We start from the raw sequence: 12,107 nt of genomic DNA on the forward strand, positions 1-12,107 counted from the left end.
TATCCGACTTCGTTAGGTAATTTGCCTAACGAACGAGGAGAAGTCGCATGTCCGCCCCCTCCATCTCACGCCGTCGCCTCCTGAGCGTGCCCCTGACGCTCGGGGCCGCGGCGGTGCTGCCCGGCTGCGCCGTACCCAGAGTCGACCGCATCGACGACAGCGGCGGCCCGGCCCGGCTCAACGCCCTGTTCATGAAGCAGGCCAGCTACAGCGAGGAGGACGTGCGCGCCATGCTCGCGTCCTTCCACGAACTCCACCCCGACATCACCGTGCGGCCGACGTTCGTCGCGTTCGAGGCGCTGCACGACAAGATCGTGGTGTCCGCGCCGGCCGGCACGTACGACGTGGTGCTCATCGACTGCACCTGGCCGGCCGAGCTGGCCGGCAAGAACATGTTGCTCGACGTCACCGACCGCTACGACCCCGCCTGGCAGGCGGACATCCTGGCCGGCACGCTCGGCGGCGTCTCGTACCGGGGCCGCAGGTACGGCGTGCCGTGGAGCCCGGGCGCGAAGATGTTCTTCTACAACGCCGAAATGATCAAGCGGGCCGGCGTCGAGGAGACTTCCCTGGCCACCTGGGACGGCGTCGTGGAGGCCGCCAGGGCGCTGAAGGCCAAGCGGGTGGTCGAGCACCCGCTGGTGTGGAGCTGGGCCCACGCCGAGGCGCTGATGTGCGACTACGCGCAGCTCCTCGGCGCGTTCGACGGGCGCTTCCTCGACGAGAACGGCAGGGCGGCCTTCCACACCGGCGGCGGGGTGCGGGCCCTGGAGTGGATGCGGCGGACGCTGGAGGAGGGGCTCAGCGCCCCCTCCTCGGTCAAGCTCCTGGAGGACGACGTCAAGAAGGTCGTCTGCCAGGGGGCCGCCGCCATCGCCCTGAACTGGGACTACATGTACGCCGAGGCCAACGACCCCAAGCAGTCGAAGATCGTCGGCCGGCTGAAGCCCGCACTCGCGCCCAAGGGCCCGACCGGCAAGGGCCCGGCGGCCAACGGCTCGATGGGCCTGTCGGTCATGGCGACCTCCCGGCGGCCGGACGCCGCCTGGCAGCTCGTCACGTACCTGACCGGCAAGGAGAACCAGCTCCGCTACGCCAGGAACACCCTGCCGGTGTGGAAGAGCGCCTACCGCGACCCCGTGCTCACCACCGGCCCGCAGGCGCCGCTGGTGGCGGCCGAGCAGGCCCAGCTCGAATCGCTGGTCGAGCGGCCGGCGGTGGCGCAGTACAACGCGGTCAGCCAGCAGATCCAGGCCGCGGTGCAGTCGTGCCTGGTCACCGGCACCCCGGCGGCGCAGGCCCTGGCAGCGGCCGCCGCCCGGGTCAACGAGATCATTGGAGACTGACCGTGACCGCTCAAGGCAGGAACGAGCGGCAGTGGCCGCTGGCCCTGGCCCTGCTCGCCCCGTCGCTGATCGTGGTGCTCGGAGTCGTGCTCTACCCCATGGGCCGCACGCTCGTGCTCTCCTTCCTCGACGCCACCTCGGCGCTGCAGGACGCGTTCGACTTCGTCGGGCTGGACAACTACACCGAGCTGCTGTCGGACTCCGGCTTCTGGGCCACGGTCCGGCGTACGGCGGTGTTCACCGTCTTCTCCACCGTGGTGGAGCTGGGCGTCGGGATGCTGCTGGCGCAGTTCCTCAACCAGCGCATCCGCGGCCAGTGGTTCTTCCGCAGCCTGGTCGTCCTGGCCTGGGCGCTGCCCACGATCGTCGGCGCCAACATGTGGCGCTGGATCCTGCACCCCGAGTACGGCGCGCTCAACGGCCTGCTCACGCAGGCCGGCCTGCTCGACACCTACCAGGACTGGATCGGCGGCCCGCAGCAGGCGCTGTTCGTGGTGGCGCTGGTGGACGCCTGGAAGACGACGCCCCTGGTGGCGATCCTGCTGCTGGCCTCCATGCAGACCATCGGCGACGACGTCTACGAGGCCGCCGCCATGGACGGGGCGGGCCCGGTGCGCCGCTTCCTGTCGATCACGGTGCCCATGCTCAAGCCCGCCATCGCGATCGTGCTGGTGCTGCGGACGATCGAGGCGTTCAAGGTGTTCGACATCATCTACATCATCACCAGGGGCGGGCCCGACTCCGGCACCACCACGATGGCCTTCTACACCTACTTGCAGGCCTTCTCCAACCAGCAGTTCAGCATCGGCTCCGCGGCCGCGTACCTCACCGTGCTGTTCATCTTCGTGCTGTCGCTGGTGTACCTGCGCATGCTCCGCACCGAGACGAAGGGGCTCGTGTGAAACCCTCCCGCTCCTACTACATGGCCATGTACGCCTGCGGCACGCTGCTCGCGCTGGCCGTGCTCGGCCCGTTCGCGCTGCTGGTGCTGGCCAGCGTGGCGCAGCCGGCCGACCTGCTGGGCAGGCCGCCCGCCTGTGGCCCGATCGGCCGACCCTCGACCGATACGTGGCGATCTTCACCGAGGCGACCGGCGGCGTGGCGGGCGACTTCCGCGCGGCCCTGGTCAACTCCCTGCTGGTGGCCGCGTGCAGCGTCGCGGTCAGCCTGGTGACCGGGGTGCTCGGCGCCTACGCCTTCGCCCGGCTGCGTTTCCGCGGGCGGGGGTTCGTGCTGTTCCTGTTCATGCTGACGTACATGATGCCGCCGCTCGCCCTGGTGGTGCCGCTGTACCTGGCGGGCGCGGCGCTCGACCTGCTCGACACGCGGACCGCGCTGACCGTCGTCTACTGCTCGCTGACCACGCCGTTCGTGCTGTGGCTGCTGTCGGGGTACTTCCGCGCGCTGCCGGCCGAGCTGGAGGAGGCCGCCCGCATCGACGGCTGCACCCGCGTCGGCGCGCTCGTGCGGATCGTGCTGCCGGTGGCGCGGCCCGGGCTGATCTCGGCGGGGCTGCTGGCGTTCCTCATGGCCTGGGACGAATTCTTCTACGCCCTCGTCTTCACCTCCTCGCCCGCCTCCAAGACCGTACCGGTGGCGCTGGCCGAGTTCACCGGCCGCTACAGCCTGGACTTCGGGCAGATGGCGGCCGGCGGGCTGCTGGCCGCGGTCCCGCCGGTGCTCATCGCCCTGTTCTTCCAGAAGCACATCACCCGCGGCCTGGCCGCGGGCGCCGTCAAGTAAGGAATGGTTCCCATGTCACAGATTTCCCTGGCAGAGGCGCTGGAACGGCAGCCGGACGCGCTGGCCGCCGCCGTGCGTACGCTCGGCGAGCAACTCGCGGACCCGTCGGCGTGGCCCGCGCCGCGCCGGCCGCTGTTCGTGGCGATGGGCGCCAGCCACGCGGCGCTCGCCGCCTGCGTGCACCGGCTGCGAACGGCCGGCATCTGGGCCTCCCGCACCGGGTGCGGCCCCGTCGGCGATGCCGATCTGGTGGTCGGCGTGTCCCAGTCGGGCCGCAGCGCGGAGACCGTGGCGACGCTGCGCGAGGCGCCGGCGGAGCGGCGGCTGGCCGTGGTGAACGTGGCGCCGTCGCCGCTGGCGGAGCTGGCCGGGCGGGTGTTGTCGTGCGGGAGCGTGGCGGACTCGAAGGTCTCGACCTCAGGCTTCAGCGTCACCCTGGCCGCGCTGGGGATGCTGAGCGACGTGTGGGCCGGCGGGCGGCCGGACCCCGTGTGGCCCACGCTGCCCGGCCTGCTCGCGGTGGACCTTCCGCCGGTCGCCGAGCAGGTCGCCGGCTGCGTCGCCGTCGACGTCGTGGGCGGCGGCGCCTCGCTCACCGCCGCCGAGGAGGGAGCGCTGATGCTGCGAGAGGCGTGCCGGCTGCCCGCCACCCCGTACGAGACCCGGCAGTACCTGCACGGGCCCATGGAGTCGGCGGGCCCGCGGACCGCGCACGTCATCATCGGCGGCGAGCGCGAGGCGGAGCTGGCCGCCCAGCTCGCCGGGGCCGGTCACGTGACCGTCTACGTGGGGCCGTGCCAGAGCGCCGTACCGCGGGTGGCGGTGCCTGCGATCCCGGCCGTGGCCAGGGCGATCCTGGAGAACGCGGTGCTCCAGCGGCTCGTGGCGGCGGTGGCGGGCGTGCGCGGCGTGCCGGTGGGCGAGTTCCGCTTCTCCGTGGGCGACACGAAAGTGGACTCGGCCGCGGCGGAAGCCGTATGAACCGGCGGGCCGGCGACGTGCCCCCGCGGGTCGCCGTCGGCGTCGACGTGGGCGGCACCAAGACCCACTGGCGGGCCGTGGACGCCGACACGGGCGACCTCGTGGCGGACCGCGTCGTGCCCAGCGAGCTCGGCACCGGCCTGCGCGACCTGGCCGCCTGGCTGGCCGCCCACCTGCGCGGCAGCGGCCTCCGATACGACGCGGTGGGCGTGGGCGCGCACGGCTGCGACAGCCCGGCCCTCTGCCGCACCCTTCAGTCCGAGCTCGTCGCCAGGCTCGACGTCCCGGTACGGGTCGTCAACGACGCCCACCTGCTCCCGCACGCGGCGGGCCTGCCGGGGGCCATCGGCGTGGTCGCCGGTACCGGCTCGGTCGCCGCGGGCACCGGCCCGGACGGCGAGCCCCTGCTGGCCGGCGGGTGGGGATGGGCCCTGGGGGACGAGGGGTCGGCAGCGGGCCTGGTGCGCGAGGCCGTACGCGCGGCCTACGCCCGCCACGACGCCGGCCTGCCCCCGGACGAGCTGACCACCCGCCTGCTCACGGCCTTCGAGGCGGCGGAGGTGGCGGCCCTGTCCCAGGCGATGACCCGCTCACCGGGCGCCGAGGAATGGGGGCGGCACGTCCCGCTGGTCTTCGAGGCCGCGGCGGAGGGGTCGGCGAGCGCGGTCCGGGTCGTCGAGGAGGGCGCGCGGGCCCTGGCGGGGCTGGTGGACACGCTCATCGCGCGTGGAGCGTCCGCCCCGGCGGTGGTCGCCGCCGGGGGAGTGATCACCAAACAGCCGCTGCTGTTCGCGGCGCTGAGGGACGCGGTGCGCGAGCGCCATCCCCAGGTGCCCGTGGTGTTGCTAAAGGAGGCGCCGGTGCGGGGGGCGCTGAGCCTGGCGCGCGAGCTGCTGGGCGTCCGCCGTCCCCGGCCGGGGGAGGAGGGCGGGTAGCTCGGCGGCCACGGTCGTGGAGGGCCTGCGGTGCCGCAGGCTCTCAATTATCGGAATGCCGGCGTGCCAGGAAGGAAGCGTGACCACCGGCGAGCCGGCGACCGCGACCCGGCTGTGCCCGGCCTGCCCTCGCCGCCTCGCACGCGGGTGGCCGTCACCGCGCCCTGATGCCGTTGAGTATCAGGGCGATGACCGCCTCCGCCTCCGCCGCGGTCCCGGGGGAGCGCCACTCCGCGGCATGTGCCGGGTTGTGGAAGCGGCTGGTCGCGTCGAGGATCGCGCGGGCGGTCACCTCGGGGTCGCCGGGCGCGAAGTCGCCGACGGCGATGCCGTCCTCGACGATGGCGCGGATCTGGGCGAGCAGGTCGGCGACATGGGCGGACGACACGCTGCTGTGCTCCGTCGCCAGCACCCGGAAGGTGGCGAACAGCTCCGGATCGTTGTCCGCTTTGGCCCATTTCTGGGTGAACATGGCGGTGAGCAGAGCACGCAGCCGCTCGGACGGGGTCAGCCCTGGATCTCGCACTGCCGCCGCGAGCTCCTCGCGCACCCGGTCGAGCCAGCGCCGGATCACGGCCTCGCGCAGCGCCGCCTTGGACGGGAAGTGCCGGTACACGCTGCCGTGGCTCACCCCGAGGACCCGCGCGACGTCGAGCACCGTGGTCTTGTCGGGCCCGTGGCGGCGCAGCACCTCCTCGGTGGCGGACACGATCGTCTCCGCGTCGAGCGGCTCCGCGCGCATAGGACCTCCTCCGTTCCCGGCAGTGGACCGTACGTCGATCAGCCGGCCGAAGTCAAACTGACAAAAATTGAAATCTGTCATCCCAAGCCTGTACGGTTCGGGCGTCGCACCATCACCACGACACCTGAGGACGGATCATGAAAGCCATCGTCCACCGCGACCACGGCGGCCCCGACGTGCTGCGGCTCGTCGAGCGTGACCTGCCCGAACCCGGCCCCGGCGAGGTTCGCGTGCGGGTCGCCGTGTCCGCGGTCAACCCCACCGACGTGCAGGGCCGCTCCGGCAACCACGGGCCCAGGCAGTTCCCGGAGGTCATCCCGCACCTGGACGGCGCCGGTGTGATCGACGCCGTCGGCGAGGGCGTGGACCGGAGCCGGATCGGCGAGCGGGTCTGGTTGTACCTGGCCGCCGCCGGGCGGCCCACCGGCACCGCCGCCGAGTTCACCACCGTGCCCGCCGACCAGGCCGTGCCGCTGCCCGAGCAGGCGGGTTTCGAGGTCGGGGCGGCGCTCGGCGTGCCCGCGCTGACCGCCCACCGGGCGCTGACCGTCGCCGAGGACGGGCCGCGGCGCCTGCGTCCCGGATCGATGGAGGGGAAGGTGGTGCTCGCGGCGGGCGGGGCCGGAGCGGTCGGGCACGCGGTGATCCAGCTCGCCCGCTGGGCCGGCGCGACCGTGATCAGCACGGTCAGCGGCCCGGACAAGGCCCGGCTGGCCACGGCCGCGGGCGCGCACCACGTGGTCAACTACCGCGAGGGGGATCCGGCCGCCGAGATCCGCACGTTCGCACCGGACGGCGTCGACCTCGTGGCCGAGGTGGCGCTCGGCGCGAACCTCGCCCTGGACCTGGCCGTGCTGCGCCCGCGCGGGACGATCTCCACCTACGCCAACGACGGTGGCAAGCCGGTCGAGCTGAACGTGCCGCAGAACATGGTGCTGAACACCCGCCTGCAGTTCCTGGTGCTCTACACGGCCGGCCCGCAGGCGCGCGCCGCGGCGGTCGCGGACGTCGCCGCCGCCGTCCGCGACGGCGCCCTGCCGGTCGGCGAGGCGCACGGCCTGCCGCTGATCCGCTTCCCGCTCGACCGCACCGCCGACGCGCACCGCGCGATGGAACGCGGCACGGTCGGCAAGGTCCTGGTGGACGTCGCATGGTGACCGGTTCTCTGCCCCGGAGCACGCCCGCCGAGCAGGGCGTCGACGCGACCGGAATCGACGCGTTCATCGCCGCCCTCGCCCCCCTGCCGGGCGTCGAGCTGCACAGCCTGATGGTGCTGCGGCACGGTCACGTGGTGGCCGAGCGGTGGTGGCGTCCGTACCGGCCGGATTCGCCGCGGTTGCTGTACTCGCTGACCAAGAGTTTCGTCTCGACCGCTCTCGGCTTCGCGGTGGCCGAGGGCCTGGCCGACCTCGACGCCACCGTGCTGTCCTACTTCCCCGAATGGGACGCCCGGGTGAGCGATCCGCGCTCACGCGCCACGCTGGTCCGGCACGTGGCCGCGATGGCCGGCGGGCACGCCGGCGAGCGGGAGGAGCAGGCGTACCGGGCGGGGGAGGGTGACATGGCGCTCGGCCTGCTGCTGGTGCCGCCGGAGTACGAACCCGGCACGTTCTTCGCCTACAACCAGCCGTGCACGAGCACGCTCGCCGCGATCGTGCGGAAGGTCAGCGGCGGCTCCCTGGCCGACTTCCTGGGGCCCCGGCTGTTCGAGCCGCTGGGCATCGGCACGCACGGCTGGTGGCGCGACCCGGCCGGCGGCGAGTCGGCCCATCTCGGGCTGCACACGACCACCGAGGCGATCGCCAAGCTGGGACAGCTCTATCTCGGCAACGGCGTCTGGCAGGGCGAACGGCTCCTGCCGGCGGAATGGGTGGCCGAGGCCACCCGGGCACAGGTCGCCACCAGCGACCCTGATCCGGACTGGCGGCAGGGGTACGGCTTCCAGTTCTGGGTCAGCCGGCACGGCTACCGCGCAGCCGGCGCGCACGGCCAGTTCGCGCTCGTCCTGCCGGAGGCCGACGCGGTGGTGGCGATGACCGCGCAGAGCCCGAACATGCAACAGGTGCTCGACCAGGTGTGGGCGCACCTGCTGCCGGCCCTGACCGCCGGAAAGGGGCCGGAGGGCCCGTGGCCGGCCCTCACCCCGGACCTGGCCCTTCCGGCGGGCACGGCCGGCGCGATCACCAGGGCGACCTACCGGCCGGGCCCGGGGAACGCGGCCGGCCGCCTGCGCACGATCGAGCTGAGCCCCGGCGAGATCACCCTGATCGACGACGGCCCGCCGGTCACGGCGGCACTCGGCCCGGCCGGCCGCTGGACCACCACCGACGTCTGGGCCACCGCCCACGCCTGGTCAGGCGGCGAACTCCACGTCGACGTGGTCTTCCTGGACACCCCGCACCGCCTCCGCCTGACCCTGGACCCGGCCGGCGGCACGTTCACGGCGGCCTGGCAGTCGCCCCCGCTCACCCGCCGGCCGCTGGCCCACCTGCGCATGCCGCGCTAGACGTCGCGGACCGGTGACACAGCTCGAACCGGACCGGAGGAGGCGTCATGCCCGGCACCACGATTCGCCCGTCCGAGATCCCGATCGCCACCGACGCCGCCCTGAACGACCTGCGCACCCCGCATCGCCGCCGGCCCGGCCCCGGGGTGTCATAGGGTGACGATCTGCCATTCCTGGTTGGTGCCGTTGTTGCCGGGCCATTGGATGATGCGGGCGCCGTCGGCTGTGGAGCCCCCTTCGACGTCCGCGCACAGTCCGTTGCCGAGGTTGACGAGCCGGTAGTAGCCGCTTGTGGCGGCGGGAAGGAGTTTCCACTGCTGGTTGGCGCCGTTGTTGTCGGTCGTCTGGACGAGGGCGGCGCCCTGGCCGGCGTTCGGGCTGCTGAGGACCTTGCCGCTGCCGACACCGGACAGCCGTAAGGAGCCGTCGGAGTTCTGCGACATCCGCCACTGCTGGTTGGGCCCGCCGTTCCAGCGCCATTGGACGATGGCGGCGCCGTCGGCGGTGGAGGCGCCCGAGACGTCGAGCACCTTGCCGCTGTTGCGGTTGACCAGGCGGACGACGCCGCCGGACGGGCCGCCCGCGCCCCACTCGACGGTGATCCGGGTGGTCGTGCCCGCGGTGAGTGACACCTGCCTGGCGTGGCTGCCCAGCGGCGAGGCGGCGACGCTCGCACCGGTGGAGACGGAGGCGATGCCGCGCCGGCAGATGAGCGTCACGGTCTGGGCGAGGTCGGAGACGACGGTGGCGGTGACGGTCCGGGCGCCGAGGTCCCAGGTGAGGGACTCGATCCGGATGCGGTTGCGGCCGCGCACGCCGGTGATCGTGCCCTTGGCGAGCTGGTCGGGCAGGGCGGGCAGCAACTCCAGGATGCCGGGCCTGGTGTAGATCAATGCCTCGGCGAGAATCGCGGGCAGCGCATGGGCGGCATCGGCGTTGTAGATCGCCAGGTTCGGGTTGTGCGAGGTCATCAACGACCGGAAGACCATGTTGTTGCCCAGGATCTTCCGCACGTTGGCGTACACGCCGGCGCCGTCCTTGAGCCGGGCTCGGGCGAGGCCGCGGTGGATGGCGCCGTGAGCCTCCCCTGCCTCGTCGCCTCGCAGGTCCAGGGCGCGGCTCGCGGAGCGGATCAGGTCGGGTTCGTCCTCGGGGGTGATCTCGTGCAGCGGCCAGAGCGGGTACATGTGCTGGACGTGACGGTGGTTGTAGCGGTCGCTCAGGCTGGGCCAGGACCATTCCGCGAGCGCCCCGTCGCCGTTGATCCGGTAGTCGGGCAGCTTGGCCAGCAAGGCGGTCCAGCGTTGCACGCCCTGTCCTGGGCCCTGCTCGACGCCGAGGAAGTCGGCAGCCTCGATGGCGGCCCGCAGCGCGTGCCTGCCCGCGGCGATCTCCCCGGTCGCGTTGATCGACAACTGCCTGCCCGTGTTGCCGGGGCTGTTCTCCATGGAGAAGCACGGCACGAAGATGACCTTGCCGTTGGCGTCGGTGCGGGTGAGGAAATCCTCATAGAACGAGGCGAGCTCGATCAGGACCGGAGCGAGCCTGGTGCGATAGAAGGTGGCGTCACCGGTGACCTGGTAGTACTCCAGCAGCGGATAGAGCAGCCAGTCGGCGCCGCCGATCCAGGTGTGCCCGGGGAATCCGCCGTCGAAGTGCAGCATCGTGCCGTACTCGCCGTCGGTCCGGGAGGGAGCGAGCAGGCCGCGGGCGCCGTAGAGGTTTCTGGCGTTGGTGCGCCAGTCGTTGAGCTGGCCGAGGATCAGGTTGAAGTAGCCGTCCATGGCCTCGGTGAGGGACAGGATGTTGCCGCCGGCGACCTGGACGTTGAGGTTGGCGTCGGTGGTGAAGTCGCCGGCCCACGCCGCGTCCCAGGCGCCCGTCCACAGGCCGGTCAGCCGCGGCGGCAGGATGCCGCTGGAGGACAGGAACAGGTAACGGCCGGAGTCGTACATCCGCTCCAGCAACGCCAGGTCGATGACATTGCGGTGGGCATTCTGCCGCGCGATCAACTCGCCGGTCGGCACTTGCCGATCGGCGGCGCTGACGTTCAGGTCAAGGCGTGAACGGTCGTACAGCGCGGTGTGCAGGGCGGTATGCCGCGTGAGCAAGCTCGTGTAGTCGGCGCTCAGCGCGGCCAGCGCCGCGTGCAGCGGTCTGGCGTCCCACGCGGTGGACGACTCGTAGCGGTCGAGTTGGGTCAGCAGCACGAGTTTGGTCGCCGCGGCCACCACGATGGCCGACCCGCTCACCCGTACCGAACCGCCGGTCGCGATCACCCGGGTGACGCCCTCATAGCCGAACGCCCCCTGCCCGGCGGGGTATCTGCCCCGCAGGTTCAGGTAGCCGTCACCGCCGGCGATCGTGGCCAGGGTGGTGAAGCCGACCGACCCCGGCACGCCGCTCAGGCCCGTGTTGACGCCGAGCGTGGTGTCGATCGTCCGGCCCGGCGCGGGAGTGAGCTCGTGGACGATGACCCTGTCGGCCCGGGAAGCGAAAGCCCGGCGGCTCCACGTACCGAAACCGTCGGTCCACGTCGAGGTGACCTCACCGGTCCTGAAATCGGTGACCCGGGCGTAGTCGTTGACCGTCGTCATTCCCGGGGTGCTGATCTGCAGCTCATAGCCCGGGTGGAAGGTCTGGGTCCAGCGCAGCGCCCAGCCGGAGGTGAAGTCACTGGTGGCACCGTTGAAGTCGCCGGCCAGCGCCTTGTCCCTGACCCCCGCCAACCGGCCCGACAACACCGGCGGAGTCACGTTACGGGTGCCGTTGGGCAGCACGAACCGATGATGGGTGAAGATCACCTTTTCCAGGCTGGGCGCACCGTAGAGCATGGCCCCGTACTCGCCGTTGCCGGTCAGGAAGGCATCGGTCCACCCTGACGCGGCGGCCGTGTCGTAGATGCCGCGCTGCGGCAGGGTCACCTGCGGCGGCACGGCAGCAGCCGCTCGGCCACTGAAGATCGCCGGAGACAGCCCGGCGGCGCCGGCGGTGGCCACAGTGGCGGCGATGAAGTGTCGACGGTTCATCGGCGTGCTCATCGAAACTCCTGATGGCGAGGTAGGTGATGGGTTGTGCCTAATGCCGCCCGTGCGCCGCGGCTGAGCTCGCCGAAACGTATGACGTCCAATGTTTGGCGTCAATGGGGACTCGAGATGCCCCGCAACCCCGCCGCCGGATTCTGGGATGATCGGCGGTTTCCCTGGACCATTCGTGAAATTTTCATCGACAGAAGACCAGGTGTCGGGACGGTTGCGGCAAGTTCGGCTTCCCCAGTCCGTGCTTGATGGTCGTCGTCGACGTCTACACGACGCAGATCTCCATGCCGCGAGGCTAGAGATGATCGCGGCCAGTTTCCTGCCGCAATCGCGGCCCATGGGACGCCCCTGCCGGTCAAGCTCGTTGGGCTAGGACGTCCAGGCGATCAACCGCAGTGTCCCGCCTGCTCCGGTCAGGGCGCCTGCGCTGGCGAGCGCGAGCAGGGGAGCGCCGGTGGCCATGTCGATCAGGAGCAGCGCCACGGGGATCGGGGTGAGGCGCATCAGCCGGCCGACGCGGGTGGGCGGGGAGAGGAGCGAGGTGATCGAGCCGCACGCCAGGCCGATTCCGATCGCGGAGGTGACCAGGCCCCAGCTCATCGCGCCGTCGAGGTAGCGGGTGGCGTAGATGGGGCCGAGCACGCTCACGCCGGCCGCCCAGCACGCCGACATCAACGCGTTCACCACTGACGATCCAGCAGGTGGCCAGGTCAACGCCCTGGGCCCGCCACCGATCCACCGGAGCGACGGAGCCGATCGGCCGGCGCGCCCGCGCTGCGGTACGGCATCATCAGCGCGCCGACGCTACGTGCGGTG

General features: G+C 72.0%; 10 protein-coding genes. 7 read left to right on the forward strand and 3 right to left on the reverse strand.

What is annotated here, in order from left to right:
• Positions 1–47 precede the first annotated feature (47 nt).
• From KIS93_RS05925 to KIS93_RS05945, 5 genes are all read left to right on the forward strand, one after another.
• Positions 48–1,346, forward strand: coding sequence for an extracellular solute-binding protein (locus KIS93_RS05925; protein ID WP_080038511.1), 1,299 nt, complete (start codon positions 48–50; stop codon positions 1,344–1,346).
• Between the two features lie 2 nt (positions 1,347–1,348).
• Positions 1,349–2,248, forward strand: a complete 900-nt coding sequence (locus KIS93_RS05930) for a carbohydrate ABC transporter permease (protein ID WP_222107273.1) — start codon at positions 1,349–1,351, stop codon at positions 2,246–2,248.
• A 166-nt stretch (positions 2,249–2,414) separates the two neighbouring features.
• Complete coding sequence (locus tag KIS93_RS05935) at positions 2,415–3,089, forward strand: carbohydrate ABC transporter permease (RefSeq protein WP_222107274.1); 675 nt, start codon at positions 2,415–2,417, stop codon at positions 3,087–3,089.
• Positions 3,090–3,101: 12 nt separating this feature from the next.
• A complete protein-coding gene (locus KIS93_RS05940; protein WP_080038512.1) occupies positions 3,102–4,070 on the forward strand; it encodes an SIS domain-containing protein in 969 nt (322 codons plus the stop codon).
• Positions 4,067–5,005, forward strand: coding sequence for an N-acetylglucosamine kinase (locus KIS93_RS05945; protein ID WP_080038513.1), 939 nt, complete (start codon positions 4,067–4,069; stop codon positions 5,003–5,005). The genes KIS93_RS05940 and KIS93_RS05945 overlap by 4 nt, the downstream gene beginning before the upstream one ends.
• Positions 5,006–5,159: 154 nt before the next feature.
• Here the strand turns inward: KIS93_RS05945 and KIS93_RS05950 are convergent, their stop codons facing one another.
• Positions 5,160–5,747 carry a TetR/AcrR family transcriptional regulator gene (locus tag KIS93_RS05950; RefSeq protein WP_080038514.1) on the reverse strand — a complete coding sequence of 196 codons (588 nt, stop codon included), beginning with the start codon at positions 5,745–5,747 and terminating at the stop codon, positions 5,160–5,162.
• Positions 5,748–5,884: 137 nt separating this feature from the next.
• On the opposite strand from KIS93_RS05950, the gene KIS93_RS05955 reads away from it, so the two are divergent.
• Entirely contained in the window at positions 5,885–6,904 is a 1,020-nt protein-coding gene (locus tag KIS93_RS05955) for an NADPH:quinone reductase (RefSeq protein WP_080038515.1), read from the forward strand.
• The gene (locus KIS93_RS05960) at positions 6,898–8,253 is read left to right on the forward strand and encodes a serine hydrolase domain-containing protein (RefSeq protein ID WP_080038516.1); all 1,356 of its coding nucleotides are present in this window, start codon (positions 6,898–6,900) and stop codon (positions 8,251–8,253) included. Before KIS93_RS05955 ends, KIS93_RS05960 begins: the two co-directional genes overlap by 7 nt.
• A gap of 149 nt (positions 8,254–8,402) precedes the next feature.
• On the opposite strand, the gene KIS93_RS05965 is transcribed toward KIS93_RS05960, so the two are convergent.
• Positions 8,403–11,282, reverse strand: coding sequence for a glycosyl hydrolase family 95 catalytic domain-containing protein (locus tag KIS93_RS05965; RefSeq protein WP_222107275.1), 2,880 nt, complete (start codon positions 11,280–11,282; stop codon positions 8,403–8,405).
• 378 nt (positions 11,283–11,660) lie between these two features.
• On the reverse strand, positions 11,661–11,978 hold the full coding sequence (locus KIS93_RS05970; protein ID WP_155127048.1) for a hypothetical protein: 318 nt from the start codon (positions 11,976–11,978) through the stop codon (positions 11,661–11,663).
• Between the last annotated feature and the right edge of the window lie 129 nt (positions 11,979–12,107).

Source organism: [Actinomadura] parvosata subsp. kistnae (genome assembly GCF_900323885.1).
GTDB lineage: Bacteria > Actinomycetota > Actinomycetes > Streptosporangiales > Streptosporangiaceae > Nonomuraea > Nonomuraea composti.

Excerpts from the sequence above, each read along its gene's own strand:
- KIS93_RS05960 (WP_080038516.1), top strand. The coding sequence starts at position 6,898 with ATGGTGACCGGTTCTCTGCCCCGGAGCACGCCCGCCGAGCAGGGCGTC.
- KIS93_RS05945 (WP_080038513.1), top strand. The coding sequence starts at position 4,067 with ATGAACCGGCGGGCCGGCGACGTGCCCCCGCGGGTCGCCGTCGGCGTC.
- KIS93_RS05940 (WP_080038512.1), top strand. The coding sequence starts at position 3,102 with ATGTCACAGATTTCCCTGGCAGAGGCGCTGGAACGGCAGCCGGACGCG.
- KIS93_RS05965 (WP_222107275.1), bottom strand. The coding sequence starts at position 11,282 with ATGAACCGTCGACACTTCATCGCCGCCACTGTGGCCACCGCCGGCGCC.
- KIS93_RS05950 (WP_080038514.1), bottom strand. The coding sequence starts at position 5,747 with ATGCGCGCGGAGCCGCTCGACGCGGAGACGATCGTGTCCGCCACCGAG.
- KIS93_RS05925 (WP_080038511.1), top strand. The coding sequence starts at position 48 with ATGTCCGCCCCCTCCATCTCACGCCGTCGCCTCCTGAGCGTGCCCCTG.
- KIS93_RS05955 (WP_080038515.1), top strand. The coding sequence starts at position 5,885 with ATGAAAGCCATCGTCCACCGCGACCACGGCGGCCCCGACGTGCTGCGG.